A 17,475-nucleotide genomic window follows, 5' to 3' on the forward strand; every position below is an offset into this window, starting at 1 on the left:
TTCTTATTCGGCTGTCGGCTTAAAGCGCAACATTACCACATGCTCGCCTGTAGGGGTGAGGTATTGTGGCAGACATGAGTCGCCACCACAAGAGCGGTTGCCTATACCACGCTGCCAGAAGTCGAAGTGAGCAAATATCTGAGGCTTGCGTACAAGGTCGTATGGGTGCTTGCCACCATAGAACACGTCGTAGTCGAGCTGTGCATCGTCGATATGCGATAGCGAGAAAGCCAGCTGGCCTTCTGTCTGCACTCCAAGCTTAATGCCGTTGCCCGTAAGCTGCAAGTAGCGCAATCCCTGGCGATCGCCCATGGTCTGTGGGGCACTCAATTCCTCGAACATGCCGTCAACAGTTGTGTGATAGAGTCCGAGCAGCGAGCCACGCTGGCGGTCTATATAGTTAGACCAAGGACCCTTGGCATAATAGTCTACCTTCTCCATGCCTGGTGCAAACTGCATTGTAATGCCTACACGGCGGTTGTCGGCATTAGAGTTGTTGAAGGCTATGCGCATATCCACCGTACCGTCAGGGTAGATAGTATAGCGTATAGCATGAGTATCGACACTGTTGGCTACAGCTGTCTCAACCACAACATTCTTGCCTACCTTGCAAGGAGCCTTTACCAAAGTCTTCTTGCCAGTAATAGCACCACCTACAAGATTATCGTTCTTAGCCACACCACCAGTTGCTCCAAGCGACACATTATCGTTGGCTATACGGCGGAAACCGCTGAAGTCTGGACCTGTAGAAGGCTCTACAATCTGTGTACCGTTATATGTCCAATTGGCTATAGAGCCATCGGCGTCGAACGCAAGACTGAAGTTCTCGCCTGTAACAGTATTGCCCTTTACCTTAAGCTTGCCCTTTGCGGTTACTGCCGGAAGTGCCGCACGAGGCTGCTGAACAAATGTTGGGTCGGCAACCGACTTGGCTACGCCCCCTGCCGCATTAATGGCAAACTGCTGTGCCAACATCTCATATCCGCGTTCTGCCCATGTTGTAGCGTTCTTTAGGCAAAGGCTCAGCGTAACGACATATTCCTTGCCGTCGTCTGCCACGTCCTTATAAGGAATGTTTATAAAGGCCGATTGACCGGGAGCGCACGGGGGCAACACCAAGTTGCCTGTCTCTATGACCGAACCATTGGCAAGTACTGTATACTTAAGATAGAAAAGGTTGGCAATGTCGGTGAAACAATACTTGTTGCGCAATATAAGTGTATGTCCGTCGAGCTTATCAAAATCCACATAACGGTATACATACTTCACCTCTGTAAGCTTGGCTGTCCACTCTCTACCTGGTGTTATGATGCCGTTGCTCATAAAGTCGCCCTGGAAACCACGATATCCCTTGTTCATCTTGGTATAATCGTAGCCAGAGGTGTAATAGTGCAAACCTGTCTTTGGGTCTACAAGTGGCTGTCCAGCCTTTATACGACGTGTGTCGTAGATGCCCTGGTCTACCCAGTCCCATATACAACCGCCTATTATGCCTGTGCTGCCCTCTATAAGGTCCCAATATTCCTGCAGATTGCCCACAGCCTGACCCATAGCATGTGCATACTCGCATAGGAAGTAAGGTTTGCCGTGCAATCCGTCGCGCAGACCCTTTACCACATCTATCTTGCGATACATACTTGTGCCAAGGTCAGAATTGTTCTTGCCTTGCTCGCTGCCTTCGTAGTGTACAATAGCATCGCGTCCAGGCAACAGCTTCTTGACACAATCGTACGAAGCATCAAAGTTGCATCCGCCACCTGCCTCGTTGCCAAGCGACCAGAACACAACGCTCGGATGGTTGCGGTCGCGCAGCACCATGCGGCTGATACGGTCTACATAAGCGTTTCGCCAAGACGGAACGTTGGATATCTTCTGATAACCGTGGCATTCGATGTCTGCCTCGTCCATGCAATACAGTCCATAGTAGTCGAACATGGCATACATCTTAGGTTGGCGTGGATAATGTGATGTGCGCACAGTGTTGACATTGGCTTGCTTCATCAGCACTACATCCTTCAGCATTGTAGGCACGTCGATAGCGTGTCCGTATAGCGGATGTATATCCTGTGTGTTGACACCCTTGAAATACTCGCGCTTACCGTTTACATATATAAGGTTGCCACGACGCTCTACCTCGCGGAAACCATAACGTGTAGAGAACACCATCTCCTCGGCATTGCCATTTAGTTGGCGCACAATAACGGTGTACAGCGACGGACTCTCTGGCGACCATGCCTTAAGGTCCTTAAGGTTGTCTAAGTTTACTGTAATCTTGCGTGTAAGGTCAGCCGCATTCATTGCCACTGCCACCTGCTTGCTTGCCACACGCAGGTTGTTAGGGTCGAGAAGCTCTACCTCTATCTGCTTGGTTGTCTTCTTGGCAAGAGCGTTGTCTATGGTAAGCTCCACCGACATTGAACCAGCCTGGTATGTATCGTCAAGCTTAGATGTAATGTAATGGTCGGCTATATAGGTCTGCGGTGTAGCTACAAGATACACATCGCGGTGTATGCCTGCAAGGTGCCACATATCCTGACCCTCAAGATAAGAGCCATCGCACCAACGGTATACACGTACCGATACATTGTTCTCGCCTTTACGTACAAGCGATGTTACATCAAACTCTGCATCGGTGTTAGCTCCCTGAGAGTAGCCAGCATACTTGCCGTTTACCCAAACCACAATGGCACTGCACGCACCATCAAAGTGAAGGAACACGCGCTTGCCTTGGTTCCAACCCTCAGGCAGATTAAATGTGCGGCGGTATGAGCCTACTGGGTTCTTGTCGAAGTTATCATCAAAAGCCTCGATATGTGGAGGATTTGCCTTAAAGGGATATCCCACATTATTATATACAGGCACATCATAGCCTGCCATCTCCCAGTTTAGGGGCACCTTGATGTTATCCCAAGAGCTGACGTCAGCGTTGTCGGCATAGAAGTCGTTCTCTTCGGGCTTGCCCTTACGCCAATCAGGAGTGTAGCGGAATTTCCATTCGCCATTCAGCAAGAGATAATCGGCATACAGCGGTGTTGCCCATGCCAGACGATAGTGTTCGTCTTTCTGCATAAGTTTAGTAGACGAGTAAGGAATGAATGTAGCATGTGCCTTAAGCTTGCGATCCTCAAACTTTGTCTCGTCCTCCACCCAAGCATCAGTAAATACTGTAGCTTGCTGTTCCACGACATGTGTTTTGACTGCCTTGCGCTGTGGCTTGGCTACCTTAGATGTCGCGAATGCCGACGTGCTGACAACAAGTGCAGCTGCGGCAATAAACAATACTAATGGGTTTCTCTTCATTTTAATTTAGGTTTTTTTATATGATTTGTTTTAGTTTGAATTGCATTCGGTTTGCGCTATCTTCTGCAAAGATAGCTTAAATATCACACACGGGAAAGAAAAAAACTTGATATTTTAGAAAATAATTAAGCAAAAGTGTTGGAGTTTAAAATAAAATAACTACCTTTGCACTCGCTTTAAAAGAGCAACGGGTGGTTACCAGAGTGGCCAAATGGGGCAGACTGTAAATCTGCTGGCTATGCCTTCGGTGGTTCGAATCCATCACCACCCACATTTAAGATAATAATGAGAGAATTTAAAGAGGTGTGTCATTAGTGTGGCGCACCTTTTTTTCGTATTTACATTATACTAATAATTAAAACAAAATGAACAGACTACAGACAATGCTTGCGGCAGTCGCTATATCGTTTGCCGCATCTCTTACAACAATGGCGCAAGGCGTGTACACCAAGCCTTGCAACGACAAGAAACTTGAGAAGAAGGCCACTAAGTGGGCTGAGGCTGGCAAATGGCGGAATGGATTTGACGCTGCATCGCCCGATGCTACCGTCAACCTTCCTGAGTTTTACACCCAATACAAGAAGAATCCGCAGTGGAAGCAACTGTTTGCATGGCTTGCAAAGACCGATCTCTTGGCTTTACCAGCTGGTCAACATCCCATACCTGGCACTACCATGAAGGCTAATGTAGAAGATGGCGAGAATGGAGACCTTGAGAAAAGAGGCACCGAGAGCCATCGTCAGTATGTCGACTTCCAGTATGTAGTTAAGGGTAGCGAGCGTTTTGGTTTGCTCGACCACGTTACAAGCAAGCCTAAGGGTCCTTACCGCCCCGACATCATCAACTATACATACGAGGTGGACAAAACCAAGTTTGTTGACTCAGAACCCGACAAGTTCTTTATCTTCTTCCCTGGCGACTGGCACATTGCCAAGATTAAGACCGACAAGGAAGACCAAAACATACGAGTTGTTGTGGTGAAGGTTGAATACAAGGAATAATAATCTTCAACATATAATGAGGGGGTGTCAAAATAGGCCCCCTCTTTTTCGCCCCAAAACCTCATACAAGAGGGGATAAATAGCCTAAAAAGCAAGGAAAACCATATTTTTTGAAGTTTTTTTGAAAAAAGTCTTCAAAACATTTGGTGGTTACAAATAAATCCACTACCTTTGCACTCGCTTTAAAGAACTAAGCAATATTACAAAAGCAATACCGATAAGGTTATCGGGCGTTTAGCTCAGCTGGTTTAGAGCATCTGCCTTACAAGCAGAGGGTCGGCGGTTCGAATCCGTCAACGCCCACACAATGAGCGGACAAGTCATACAGACTTGTCCGCTTTTTTATTGTGCTGAATTGACAAGGCCTTGTATTATGGGATCAAATAATATTGTTGTGTTTTTAACAATCCAATATTATTGTTTATCTTTGCGTCATGAATAGAACTCAGCCCATAGATTACAAGTCCGTATTGTCCTTGTTTCTTNCATATTCAGAAGTGCTTCCGGTATATGCTTCAAGGCATTGATAACGTCCTCTGACTTAACACCCTTGACAATTGCAACCAGACATTGATCTTTTCCGTGTCTGTCCCTGTTGGTGACGATTGTGCGCAATTCACCGTTAGACATAGAGGTCTCGTCTATTGCCAAATTACGACCTACGTTGTCAGGAAAGACAAGCCATTCATCGGCATGTTCTAGTTCTGACCAGGTACGATAGTCACTCAAGACATCCTTGTATTGTTTATCCAACGTATTGGAGTTTACATGGTAGTATTGCTCAAGCGTACGGCAGGTCGTCGGGGATATGTCCATACGTCTCTTTTAAAAAAGCCGCAAACTCTTTCGAGTAGCGGGTTCCTGATTCGGTAACACTAATACGGTCGACAAATGTCTCTCCTGTTTCCTTGTTTCTCCATCTACGACGACGAAGTACAAGAATCACTTTATGGTCACGAATCGGAAAATCAGTTATGCGTACAGCATCCATAAAACCTTTGGATTCGTAGTCCTCAGATTTTTGGAGATAAGCATTCATACGCTCGTCTAGATAGATGGTCATACTCATTGAGTCAATATCAGACTCATCTGTTTCTATCTTGACGATATCGAAATTGTCCAGTATTTCTTTGGGAAGAACTATACGGGCTAATTGTTCAAGCATGTTCATAATGCAAAGATACAAAATACTATGAAACAAAAAAAACATCCACAGTACTTTTCCACTGAGCCATTAAAGGTATTGCTCAAAGAGGCAAATGTTCTATGGGATGGTTTTTCGGTTTTAAGCTTCACCTAATATGTAATGAAAAAGGAGAATTGCTTAACTTTATGATTACTCCTGGTGACATTGACGACCGTAAGCCCTTGGAATATAAAGCATTTGTCGATTTTATCTACGGCAAACTTGTTGGAGATAAGGGATATATAAGCAAGAATCTATTCGATAAACTTTTCGTTGATGGAATACAGCTTATTACGAAACTAAAAAGCAACATGAAAGGCTCTATTATGAAAATATCAGACAGGCTCTTGTTGAGAAAACGGGCTATCATTGAGACCGTAAACGATGAACTTAAGAATATCGCACAGGTGGAACATTCCAGACACAGATCTTTTGATAACTTCATTGTCAATACTCTTGGAGCTTTGGCTGCATATTGTTTCTTCCCTAAGAAACCAACAATTGCAGTCCAAAGGACTATAGATAGACAATTAACCTTATTCTAATTCGTCGAACTCACGTTATATTACGTTCCAGACATTAGTATTACGATTGTAAATGGTAACATATTTGCATGCATCGTTAGTTGTAGCCCTGTGTCGTCACAATTAATCACTCCATATTCCGGATGAACCGTAAAATAGTTACCATCAGGCTCTTTTGACGCAGTGAAATCCTGTCAACTCATATTTACTAGTCTGTATAATATGTCTACCTATATAAGTATAAGACAGTATCACTAATTCAAGCATGCCTTTTCCAAAAATTAAACTATAACAAGTCATAATCAACAACATAGGAAATGGCCTCAGAAATGTTCAAGACGCCTAGTTTTTTGAAAATTGCCTGCTTATGTGATTTTATTGTTGCTTCTGATAGATGCATAAAAGATCCAATTTGCATAGCACTAAGACCTGTTGTAGATAGTGATAATATCCTTGATTCAATCTCTGTTAATTCTGTATTAGTAGAAATATCCCAACATCCGTTATTATATTGATAATGAAATTTAGAACGCTTCATCTTTATAATAGCATTTCCTGTGTTTGCTCTAGAAGGAAATGTAAAAGCACACAATGAAAGCCAAACATCCCCATTGACATCCAGAGCATAAGGCGTTATTGTTCTATGTAACAGAGTTTTATTGCCATTTATAAACATGCATAAATCAGTATGTAATATGCATTGTGTTTTTTGCTCATTGCTTAAAGTCTTCAGGAATGAGTAAAATGCACTATCTATTTCTCTAATTTCCTTTATTTGTACTTCTGAAAACATATTCTTGACACAATAGTCTATGTCTTTCACAACGTTGTCATTCGAGAAGGGAAAATCATCTGGAACATATGGTAGATAGCCGTCGTGATAGTCTATCAATAATATTCTATTACTCACAAGGCAATCCATAGCTTTTGCAGACTTAATATAAAATGGGAGAAGGTCGGCAGTTTGATCAGAGATACAGTCTGCGTAATTTATTGTTGTTATGAAGTTCACTCTTTTCATGGTGCAAAGTTAATAATAAAGAGCGAAATACAACAACAGTTTGATACTAAAGTATGAAAAATAAGAGAAAAACTTCACTTATTTACATAAAACTATGTACGTTTGCTAATTTTAATCTATCTTTGTAATCGTTAGGTATTAGTAACCCTCATACATAACCTGAGCACAACAGATATTGTGTCGTTTAAGTAGATTCGTGAAAACCTGCATTGTTATGTTCTTTTTCTAAATCATATCACTAATGAAAAAGGTAGTTTTTTATTTCGTGAGCTTGTTACTCGTTTTCGCGAGTGTTAGTTGCTCATCTGAGACAGAATCTGTTGTGGCAGAAGAATCTGAAAGTAATCAAGAAGCAGTGTCTCTCCTAAAAGAGGATATTGCAGCTATCAACAATGCGTATCTCCCACAGCAATCATCAAAGGGAGTACGACGTATGCCAAAATGGTTGCGATGGATTATCAGTGCGGCAGCAGATGCTGGCGGAACTTTGCTAAGTGGAGATCTTAGTACAGGTATAAGTGCGTCTACTTTAATTTGGAATGTTACAAAAGAAGAAAAGTCTGTAGCAACTGATAAAAATTTTAAAACCGAGAATATAGGCTATATAGAGCCAAATTCTTTGGGAGACATGCACAATAGAATAACAAGGGAATTGTATGAGAAATATGGCGATAAGGTAGATACCATGTCTATTCAAACTATAGTTGAACGTGTTGCAGAAGTAAGTCATAAATCGATTTCTAGCACAGAGAAGGAGAAAATGATACGTATGTTAACAGTTGTAAAGGATAATTTCGATACAAATTCGTCCATATCTGAAAATATCAATCGTCTAAAAACGTTAGCTGATACACAAGACAAGAAAGATGCTTTGGAAATTAGCGGAATGGTGCTGGATGGTTTGCAGTATGTAGAAGATGCAGATACTACCTATATAAAGCGTATTGACCGAACTATCACAGACTCAAATATAAATCCTAATTTAAAAAGGATGGTAAAAGATGGAGTGTCTGTTGCTAATGCGAGTGCCCTTCTTTGGAATGGAGATGCTGTACGATAATAACATTTGTGAACAACATTTACATATAATACATATAAAATGCCAGTAAGCCATCTTGATTGTTGTGAAATAATATATAGTCACATAGCAACACTTTTGTGTTTATTATTCATACAGGTGTCTTATTGGCATTATTATAAGCTTTAGTATTTGAATGTGTTACACATGAAGATTTTTGACTTTTTAAGTATCAAGCAGAATATAATTAATTATAGAAGATTTTCTCTGTTAACTCCCATTAATAATGAGAATTGACTAGTATACCTATAACGAAGTATTGTGATTGATACGTATAAAGATTTAACAAGATGCGAAAAATTATTCTAATATTCTTTATATCTGCGTTCCCTATACTGGCCTTTTGTCAGACCGGAAAGTTTAATCTTGGTATCTTTACTCAAGGCGGTGGTTTCAATAAAGAGTTTACGCCTTATGAGGTAGGATTCGTCTTAGACTATGAAGTCTTGAAACGCTTTTCTGTTGGTATACAAGCAGAACACAATATTTCATTATTCAAAGAAAATAATATCCAGTCATATGCAACAAATGAAGTAATTCAAGGTCGTATTGGTTATTCGGCATACCATAGTGCAGAAAGTGATTTGTCTGTTTTTCTTGGACTTGGATGCCCTGCAAAATGTCATAACGACTGGAACTATATGTTCTATGAGGCTGGCTTGAAGTTTAAGTTAATGGCATGTCACAAGCTCAAGCCATTTATTAGACTCTCTGTAAGAGAATATGATTCTCACACTAAAGACATAAAAAGTAATCTACGTCTAATGGGATCTCTCGGATGTGAAGTTACTCTTTAAGACAATATAATTATGGCTGGCAGCCGTATAGTTTTTATAATATGGACTATGCGGCCGCTTACTTTTTAAATTGTGTTCTACCCAGGTTGGAAGATTATTTGATCCTTAATTGGGATCAAATAATATTGTTGTGTTTTTAACAATCCAATATTATTGTTTATCTTTGCGTCATGAATAGAACTCAGCCCATAGATTACAAGTCCGTATTGTCCTTGTTTCTTCCCGCAGGACTCCTTGACTATTTCGACATAACAGAAGCTTCCAACATGGGAGATTATTTTATGTTGGTCTTAGTTGAGAAAGATATTGTGCCTGAAAACTTACAAGACCTTCCTTTAATTTCCAATGGTTTCCACAAGCCAATAACAGTTACAGACTTTCCCGTCCGTGACCATACCATGTATTTCAGAATAAAGCGACGCAGATGGCTTGACAAGTCTACCGGCAAGAGCTACAGTCGCGATTGGAATCTTGTTGCATCTGGAACCAGAATTACCGCTGAGTTCGGAGCTTTTTTAAAAGAATTACCTTGATACCCATGCAGTGAGCATCAAGAGTGTAGCAGAGTTTACGCATTTGAAGGCAAATGTCCTAAATGACTACTACAAGAACCATCTGAGTGGATTTCACTCCTGGAATCAGAAAAAACATTCAGAGGAGTTTACGCTTTATGCCTGCAATCTCGGTGAACATCTTGCCATAGACGAGTCTTCACTGAGCAATGGAGAATTGTACACAATTGTGACCAATAAGGACGGGCATGGAAGGAAGGGTACGCTGGTTGCAATGGTAAAGGGAGTGAAATCAGACTTTATAATCAAGAAGTTACAGCGTCTTCCTGTCGGCAAACGTGCAATGGTCAAGTCTGTTACTATGGACATGTCAAACTCTATGTATAAGATAGTACGTAAGTGTTTTCCCAATGCAGAGCAGATCGTTGACCGATTCCATGTGCAGAAACTTATGTATGATGCTCTTCAGGACTTACGTATAAAGCACCGTTGGGAAGTGATGGCGGAGGATAATCGCATGCGTGCTTTGTACAAGGAGAAAGGGCTTGAATACAAGCCTGAAATATTAAGCTGTGGAGACACTCTTAAGCAGCTTATGGTAAGATGCAGCAGGTTGCTTGTAAGAAAGCCGAATGACTGGACCGAATCACAGGCAGAAAGAGCCAAGGTTCTGTTCAGTCGATTTCCGGACATGAAAGAGTTTTATTATCTTGCTTTAAGATTGGGTAAGATATATTCGGATTACGATAACAAGGACGTGGCACGACCCAAACTCGCATTATGGTTTAATCAGGTTGAGCAATGGAACTGTGAAGAGTTTAATACAGTCATCAAGACGTTTCAAAACCATTATGACAGAATACTGAATTTCTTCAATGACAAAAGAACTAACGCCAGTGCAGAATCGTTTAACTGCAAGCTAAAAACATTCAGGGCTGAATTCAGAGGAGTGAATGATCTGAAGTTCTATCTTTATAGGGTAAAACAGTTGTTTGCATAAGAAATACAGATTGTTAAAAACACAACAATATTATATGAGCCGTATTATGGCGGCTCAAAAAGAATATATATTACTTGGCAAAGTAACATAATATAATTGGCAAAAGAATATATATTACTTGGCAAAGTAACATTATATACTTGGCAAAGGATTATATACCACAATCCACCTTACATCTGCTTATAAGCGCAAAGCCCGTTTTGGTGGTGCGTATAGAAAAGAGTATAAAAGCAAAAAGGTGTACAGCTACTCCCAATCAAGAGTAGCGGCACACCTTTTTATATTATAGCATGCGACTCAGCCTTATTTTACACGACGTGCCACAACCTTAGGTTTGTTGTTGGCATGGCGATAGTGCACAAGCTCCATGTCGAAGATAAGCGTTGAGTAGGCAGGAACGCTGCCACTTGCCTTGTCATTATAGCCAAGCTGATAAGGAATGTATACGCGCCACTTGTCACCAATGTGCATGTACTGCAATACTGTGCTAAAACCATTGACAATATTGCCACCTACAGCAAAAGTACTTGGCTTGGCAGTAGCCTCATCAAAATCGCCTGTCCACGACTGGTCGAACAAATAACCGTCGCTATAGCTTTCGGACGGAATAAGTCGACCACTATAGTGCACATCAACCGTATCGGTATACAGAGGACATCCGGCTCCAGTGCCTTCCTTCAATACGTTGACAAGCACGTGGTCGTAGCTATGTGTAGCTACATTGCCCTCGTACGACCATTTGCGCAGAATCTTCCAGTCGGTATTGCCGGCATCAACGAGAGCCTTCACCTCATTGTACTTCTGGTCGAAATACTGTTCGTTGCGAGTCTGCCAATCGTTAAACTCCGTATCCTCTTCGTTGCTTTCGCTGCACGACACAAGCGCTGACGACAGCATCATGACGAGCAACGAAAGAAAATATAAGCTGAATCTCTTCATTTAAATGTATTGTGTCAAATATATGTTATTATGCTGCAAGCCAAAGCTTACTGAAGCTTCTTCAAGAGGCTTGTGATGCTAACCTTGTCCTCGATGATGTCGCGAAGCTGGTCTATGCTTACACGCTCCTGCTCCATAGTATCGCGGAAACGCAAGGTTACGGTGTTGTCCTTCAGTGTGTCATAATCCACAGTTACGCAATAAGGAGTACCTATAGCGTCCTGACGACGATAACGCTTGCCGATAGTATCCTTCTCATCATAGTGAGTATTGAAGTGGAACTTGAGATCGTTTACAATCTCGCGAGCCTTCTCTGGCAGTCCGTCCTTCTTTACAAGTGGCAACACAGCGAGCTTGGTAGGAGCGAGTGCCGGTGGCAAAAGAAGTACAACACGTGTCTCACCATTCTCGAGCTGCTCCTCACGATAAGAGTGACACATAACCGAGAGGAACATACGGTCGACACCGATAGAAGTCTCGATTACATACGGAGTGTACGACTCCTTGGTCTGTGGATCGAAGTACTTGATTGAACGTCCTGAGAACTTCTCGTGCTGAGAAAGGTCGAAGTTGGTACGGCTATGTACACCCTCTACCTCCTTGAATCCGAACGGCATCTTAAACTCGATGTCTGTAGCAGCGTTGGCATAGTGAGCCAGCTTCTCGTGGTCGTGGAAACGATAATTCTCTGCACCGAAGCCGAGAGCCTGATGCCACTTCATGCGCAACTCCTTCCATTTCTTGAAGTATTCGATTTCGGTACCTGGCTGTACAAAGAACTGCATCTCCATCTGCTCGAACTCGCGCATACGGAAGATAAACTGGCGTGCCACAATCTCGTTACGGAAAGCCTTACCAATCTGAGCGATACCGAAAGGAATCTTCATACGGCCAGTCTTCTGAACGTTGAGGTAGTTAACGAAGATACCCTGTGCAGTCTCCGGACGTAGATATATCTTGTTGGTACCATCGGCTACCGAACCCATCTCTGTAGAGAACATAAGGTTGAACTGACGAACGTCGGTCCAGTTCTTTGTTCCGCTTATTGGGTCAACAATGCCCTCGTCCTCGATAATTTGCTTAAGCTCTGCAAGGTCTGGACCCTGCATAGCCTCGGTGTAACGCTCGTGCAAAGCGTCGCGCTTCTGCTGATGCTCGAGCACACGACCATTAGTAGCACGGAACTGAGCCTCATCAAACGAATCGCCGAAACGCTTGCGTGCCTTGGCAATCTCCTTCTCTATCTTCTCGTCGTACTTGGCTATCTGATCCTCGATAAGAACATCGGCACGATAGCGTTTCTTAGAGTCGCGGTTGTCGATGAGAGGGTCGTTGAAGGCATCAACGTGTCCACTTGCCTTCCATATTGTAGGATGCATAAAGATAGCAGAGTCGATGCCCACGATATTCTCGTGAAGAAGCACCATGCTCTTCCACCAATATTCCTTGATGTTGTTCTTAAGTTCAACGCCGTTCTGTCCGTAATCATAGACAGCGGCAAGACCGTCATAAATCTCGCTGCTTGGGAATACGAAACCATACTCTTTGCAGTGACTCACGATTTTCTTGAAAACGTCTTCTTGTGCCATTGTTATATGTGTTTTATTATTCTGAAATTCTGCATTAAATTGCTTATAGGATGCAAAGATACGCTTTTTTGACTGATTTCGTAACGTTATTCAAGTTAAATGTTATGAAACTCAGCCCCGAAACACGTCTACATGCTTACAATTTCCATTTTTTTTAGTACCTTTGCTATTGACTATTAGCATAAAACAACGCACACGATATATTTATGGATGACGAGATAAAAGACATAGAGCAACATTCCGACTACAAACCGGTGAACCGATTCGACGCTTCTGCCGTACATCATCTTAGCGGTATGTACCAAAACTGGTTTCTGGACTACGCCTCATACGTAATCCTTGAACGTGCCGTGCCACATATCGAGGACGGTCTAAAGCCAGTACAGCGACGCATATTGCACTCGATGAAGCGTATGGACGACGGACGATACAACAAGGTGGCCAATATTGTGGGACATACTATGCAGTTTCACCCGCATGGCGACGCTTCTATAGGCGACGCATTGGTGCAGATGGGACAAAAGGACTTGCTTATTGACTGTCAAGGCAACTGGGGTAACATACTTACCGGAGACCGCGCTGCGGCTCCACGTTATATAGAGGCACGATTGTCGAAGTTTGCACTCGATGTGGTATTTAATCCAAAGACTACCAACTGGCAACTCTCTTACGACGGACGCAACAAGGAACCTATCACCTTGCCAGTCAAGTTTCCGCTCCTTTTAGCACAGGGTGCGGAAGGCATTGCCGTGGGCTTGAGCAGCAAGATACTGCCTCACAATCTTGTCGAGATATGCAACGCAGCAATACACTATCTGCGTGGCGAGGAGTTTAGTCTTTATCCCGACTTCCCTACAGGTGGCTCTATAGATGTATCGAGATACAACGACGGACAGCGTGGCGGAATGGTAAAGGTGCGTGCAAAGATTGAGAAGCTCGACTCGAAGACTATTGTCATTCGCGAGATTCCTTTCTCAAAGACCGCCACTACCCTTATCGACTCTATACTTAAGGCTATAGACAAGGGCAAGATTAAGGCTAAGAAAGTGGACGACAATACGGCTGCCGAAGTGGAGATTCAGGTACATTTGGCTCCTGGAGTGTCGTCGGACAAGACAATAGATGCCTTGTACGCATTCTCCGACTGCGAGATAAACATATCGCCAAACTGCTGCGTTATCGAGGACAACAAGCCATGTTTCCTTACCGTCAGCGATGTGCTGCGCCACAGTACCGATACTACAATGGGACTGTTGCGCCGTGAGCTGCAGATACGCAAGGCCGAACTTGAGGAACAATTATTCTTCTCGTCACTGGAGCGCATATTCATAGAGGAACGCATATACAAAGAGAAGAAGTTTGAGCAGGCCAAGTCGCAAGACGAGGTTGTGGCTTTTATCGCCTCCAAGCTTGAGCCTTTCAAGAATCAGGTGTTCCGTGTGCCTGCCGGAAACGCAAGCACTGGCAATGCCAACGTGTACGAATATACATTCCACCGCGACATCACACGCGACGACATTCTGCGTCTGCTCGAAATAAAGATGCAGCGCATACTGAAATACAACAAAGACAAGGCCGACGAACTTATAGCACGCATCAAGGCAGAACTTGCCGACATTGAGCACGACTTGGCTCATATGATTGACGTAACTGTGCAATGGTTTGAATTCATACGCGACAAATATGGCAAGGACCATCCACGCCGCACCGAGATAAAGAGCTTCGACACCATTGAGGCATCGAAGGTGGTGGAGGCTAACCAAAAATTGTACATCAATCGACAAGAGGGATTTATCGGAACCGGACTTAAGAAGGACGAGTTTGTGTGCAACTGCTCCGACATCGACGACATAATAGTGTTCTTCAAAGACGGCAAGTACAAGATGGTGCGTGCAGCCGACAAGATATTTGTAGGCAAGAACATTCTGCATGTGCAAGTGTTCAAGAAGAACGACAAGCGCACTATATATAATGTAGTATACCGTGATGGCAAGGCAGGTGCCGCATTTATCAAGCGTTTCTTTGTGCCTACAATGACGGTGGGCAAGGAATACGACCTGACGCAAGGCACGCCTGGCTCGCGTGTACTATACTTTACAGCCAACCCCAATGGCGAGGCTGAGGTTATAAAGGTTACGCTTGAGGCCAACCCTAAGCTAAAGAAGATATTCATCGACAAGGATTTCTCCGAGATAGCTATCAAGGGACGTGCATCAAAGGGCAACCTTGTAACACGAAATCCTATTCATCGTATAGGCTTGAAGAGTCATGGTCATTCAACCCTTGGCGGACGCAAGGTGTGGTACGATCCCGATGTAAACCGCCTAAACTACGACGAGCATGGAAGACTATTGGGCGAATTCTTCGACGAGGACTCTATATTGGTGGTTTTGGACGACGGCAACTTCTACATCTCTACATTCGATGCCAACAATCACTACGAAGACAATATCAAGATAATAGAGAAGTGGAACCCCGACAAGGTATGGACTGCCGTGCTGCTTGATGCAGACAATTCGGGCAATCTATATCTAAAGCGATTCCGCATGGAGGCAACCAAGCGTCCACAGAACTATATAGGCGAAAATCCTAACAGCAAGTTGCTGCTGCTAACAGATACACCTTATCCGCTTATCAAGGTGGACTATGCGCCCTCAACAGCACCTGATGGAACAGAAACGCAACGTCCGCCAATAGAGATTGATGCCGAAGAGTTTATCACCGTTAAGGGATTCAAGGCCAAAGGCAAGCGCATTACAACACTGGATGTGGCCGATGTAAAGGAACTTGAACCTAAACGACATCCAGAACCCGAATCGGACAACGACGAAAACGAAGACAACAACGAGCCCGAAAACCTTGACCCTGATGCAGGGAAAAGCCAGCAGCAGGTGATAGACGAAATGACAGGACAACTCAATATCTTTACAGAAAATGAAGATCTCTAAGCTTATAAGCATAGCTGCCCTATTGTTGGGCGGTGTTGTTGCGGCAGCCGCTTCAAACGGAGACGGCTGCCACAACAGCATTGGCATACAACAACCGCAATACAAAACCAATGCCCTGATGATTGGTGTTGGCTATACCAATATTCTTGACACATATCTCTCGCCAGAGAAATATCGTGGCACCAGCCTAACCTTTCTATCGCACACGCGTCGCGAGAACGACTCTACTGCCTGGGTTAACCAGTTTCAGCACGAGGGCAACGTTGCTTATGCCGACAATCGTTCGGGCAATGGCGGCGAGATGGCAGGCAATTATACATTCCGCTATTCGCTGTTGCACAAATGGACTATCAGCCTTTGGCGTCGTCCGCTGCGTATGCTTGCTGGTGGAACAGCAGCGGCAAACATCGGATTTGTATACAACACACGCAATGGTAACAATCCTGCCAATGCACGTCTTTCGCTTAACATAGAGCCAACCATAGGTTTTGACTATCCCATTGGACGTGCAAGTCATACACGAGGCATATCTATGCATCCCGGAGCATGTGCCCACTTTCCACTTATCCTGCATTACGAGGCTTCTGCCCCACTCTTCGGATTGATGTTCTCGCCAAACTATGGACAGTCGTATTACGAGATATTCAACCGTGGCAACTACGATCACAACTGTGTGCCCACAACCTTCGGCTCCACTCCATCCTTCCGCCAAATGCTTACACTCGACTTGCGTCTTGCCCACACCACATGGCGCATAGGATATATGGGCAACTACGAGCAGTCGCATGTCAACAATCTTAAGACGCACACCTATACACACTCTATAGTAATAGGTGTGGTCAAGAGGTTCAGAACGGTGAAGGAATAGATATGTCTTTGTATGCTTCTTCGTTAGTCAGAATGTTACTGATTTTAGTTATTCGGCGCAATGCCACAAGCAGATTCTCCAAGCTGTTCTCATCTTGAATCTTCACTTCTCGCGGCTTGCTTCCCTGTGCCGCGCCCACGATTCCAGCCTTTTCCAACTGGTCCATAATTCTGACTGCACGGTTGTAGCCGATAGACAAGCGCCGTTGAATCAACGAGGCAAAGCCCGACCGCATTGTTACGATTATGCGTGCAGCTTCCTCGAACAGAGGGTCGAGCGAACTGCTATCTATGACATTTTCTGAGTCAAGACCCTTTTCTACATGCATATCCATCATTTTATTTTTCTCCATTATTTTGTTTTTTTTATTATAGAATATTCTTGTAATTATAGCATAAAAGCAATGCTCATGTCATCTTTGCTGACTGTCCTGCTGTAATGATACGCTTCTGCTCTTCAAGCCACATTTTATAGAAGGTGATGGATGTGAGCTTCTCCAGAATGATGCATTCCTTTTCAGCATACTCGTGACCCTTTTCTTCGATAAGCTTACGCGAGGTAGAAGTGCTGGGTGCCTCCATCTTGCCGTAGACTTCGGCATAAGTGTCCGAGTAGCGTGAAGCAAATTGTGAATTGCTCCACCGCTTGGTGCCGACAAAGTCTTTTATCTTGTTCTGGAGAATGTCATTGAATGTTATCTTCTTTGGCATAT

The 17,475-nt window shown here is 43.6% G+C and carries 13 protein-coding genes, 2 tRNA genes and 2 pseudogenes; 10 read left to right on the forward strand and 7 right to left on the reverse strand.

Features of this window, described 5'->3' with window-relative positions:
* Positions 1 to 3: 3 nt before the first annotated feature.
* Positions 4 to 3,300 carry a glycoside hydrolase family 2 TIM barrel-domain containing protein gene (locus tag C9991_RS01485; RefSeq protein ID WP_106810868.1) on the reverse strand — a complete coding sequence of 1,099 codons (3,297 nt, stop codon included), beginning with the start codon at positions 3,298 to 3,300 and terminating at the stop codon, positions 4 to 6.
* A 189-nt stretch (positions 3,301 to 3,489) separates the two neighbouring features.
* Here C9991_RS01485 and C9991_RS01490 point away from each other — a divergent pair.
* From C9991_RS01490 to C9991_RS01500, 3 genes are all read left to right on the forward strand, one after another.
* Positions 3,490 to 3,571: transfer RNA gene (locus C9991_RS01490), tRNA-Tyr, on the forward strand.
* 94 nt (positions 3,572 to 3,665) lie between these two features.
* Positions 3,666 to 4,301 carry a NanQ anomerase/TabA/YiaL family protein gene (locus C9991_RS01495; protein ID WP_106810869.1) on the forward strand — a complete coding sequence of 212 codons (636 nt, stop codon included), beginning with the start codon at positions 3,666 to 3,668 and terminating at the stop codon, positions 4,299 to 4,301.
* 228 nt (positions 4,302 to 4,529) lie between these two features.
* Positions 4,530 to 4,604: transfer RNA gene (locus C9991_RS01500), tRNA-Val, on the forward strand.
* A 478-nt stretch (positions 4,605 to 5,082) separates the two neighbouring features.
* Here the strand turns inward: C9991_RS01500 and C9991_RS01510 are convergent.
* Positions 5,083 to 5,472, reverse strand: a complete 390-nt coding sequence (locus C9991_RS01510; protein ID WP_106810743.1) for an ISAon1 family transposase N-terminal region protein — start codon at positions 5,470 to 5,472, stop codon at positions 5,083 to 5,085.
* 65 nt (positions 5,473 to 5,537) lie between these two features.
* Between C9991_RS01510 and C9991_RS01515 the strand changes: the two are divergent.
* Positions 5,538 to 6,032: pseudogene (locus C9991_RS01515) on the forward strand (IS982 family transposase); the annotation flags it as partial.
* Positions 6,033 to 6,297: 265 nt separating this feature from the next.
* On the opposite strand, the gene C9991_RS01520 reads toward C9991_RS01515, so the two are convergent.
* On the reverse strand, positions 6,298 to 6,804 hold the full coding sequence (locus C9991_RS01520; RefSeq protein WP_198643727.1) for a response regulator transcription factor: 507 nt from the start codon (positions 6,802 to 6,804) through the stop codon (positions 6,298 to 6,300).
* Positions 6,805 to 7,273: 469 nt separating this feature from the next.
* On the opposite strand from C9991_RS01520, the gene C9991_RS01525 reads away from it, so the two are divergent.
* The 4 genes from C9991_RS01525 (at position 7,274) to C9991_RS01540 (ending at position 10,419) form a co-directional block, all read left to right on the forward strand.
* Complete coding sequence (locus tag C9991_RS01525; protein WP_106810871.1) at positions 7,274 to 8,092, forward strand: hypothetical protein; 819 nt, start codon at positions 7,274 to 7,276, stop codon at positions 8,090 to 8,092.
* A gap of 308 nt (positions 8,093 to 8,400) precedes the next feature.
* Positions 8,401 to 8,907: a hypothetical protein gene (locus C9991_RS01530; protein ID WP_106810872.1), complete on the forward strand. Its 507-nt coding sequence runs from the start codon at positions 8,401 to 8,403 to the stop codon at positions 8,905 to 8,907.
* Between the two features lie 170 nt (positions 8,908 to 9,077).
* Positions 9,078 to 9,440 (forward strand): ISAon1 family transposase N-terminal region protein, encoded by a 363-nt coding sequence (locus tag C9991_RS01535; protein WP_007897329.1) that lies wholly within the window; start codon positions 9,078 to 9,080, stop codon positions 9,438 to 9,440.
* 10 nt (positions 9,441 to 9,450) lie between these two features.
* Entirely contained in the window at positions 9,451 to 10,419 is a 969-nt protein-coding gene (locus C9991_RS01540; protein WP_232823222.1) for an ISAon1 family transposase, read from the forward strand.
* 303 nt (positions 10,420 to 10,722) lie between these two features.
* Here the strand turns inward: C9991_RS01540 and bamJ are convergent, their stop codons facing one another.
* Positions 10,723 to 11,358, reverse strand: a complete 636-nt coding sequence (gene bamJ / locus C9991_RS01545; protein WP_106810873.1) for a BamJ family beta-barrel-assembly machinery protein — start codon at positions 11,356 to 11,358, stop codon at positions 10,723 to 10,725.
* Between the two features lie 47 nt (positions 11,359 to 11,405).
* On the reverse strand, positions 11,406 to 12,947 hold the full coding sequence (locus tag C9991_RS01550) for a glycine--tRNA ligase (RefSeq protein WP_106810874.1): 1,542 nt from the start codon (positions 12,945 to 12,947) through the stop codon (positions 11,406 to 11,408).
* Positions 12,948 to 13,153: 206 nt separating this feature from the next.
* Between C9991_RS01550 and C9991_RS01555 the strand changes: the two genes are divergently transcribed.
* On the forward strand, positions 13,154 to 15,895 hold the full coding sequence (locus C9991_RS01555; protein ID WP_106810875.1) for a DNA gyrase/topoisomerase IV subunit A: 2,742 nt from the start codon (positions 13,154 to 13,156) through the stop codon (positions 15,893 to 15,895).
* Complete coding sequence (locus tag C9991_RS01560) at positions 15,882 to 16,763, forward strand: DUF3316 domain-containing protein (RefSeq protein WP_106810876.1); 882 nt, start codon at positions 15,882 to 15,884, stop codon at positions 16,761 to 16,763. The genes C9991_RS01555 and C9991_RS01560 overlap by 14 nt, the downstream gene beginning before the upstream one ends.
* Before the next feature lie 55 nt (positions 16,764 to 16,818).
* Here C9991_RS01560 and C9991_RS16955 read toward each other — a convergent pair.
* Positions 16,819 to 17,055 (reverse strand): annotated as a pseudogene (locus tag C9991_RS16955) (DNA translocase FtsK); the annotation flags it as partial.
* 115 nt (positions 17,056 to 17,170) lie between these two features.
* Positions 17,171 to 17,473, reverse strand: coding sequence for a hypothetical protein (locus tag C9991_RS01570; protein WP_106810878.1), 303 nt, complete (start codon positions 17,471 to 17,473; stop codon positions 17,171 to 17,173).
* Positions 17,474 to 17,475: the final 2 nt, after the last annotated feature.

The sequence above is a fragment of the Prevotella merdae genome, from assembly GCF_900290275.1.
GTDB classification, from domain to species: Bacteria; Bacteroidota; Bacteroidia; order Bacteroidales; family Bacteroidaceae; genus Prevotella; species Prevotella merdae.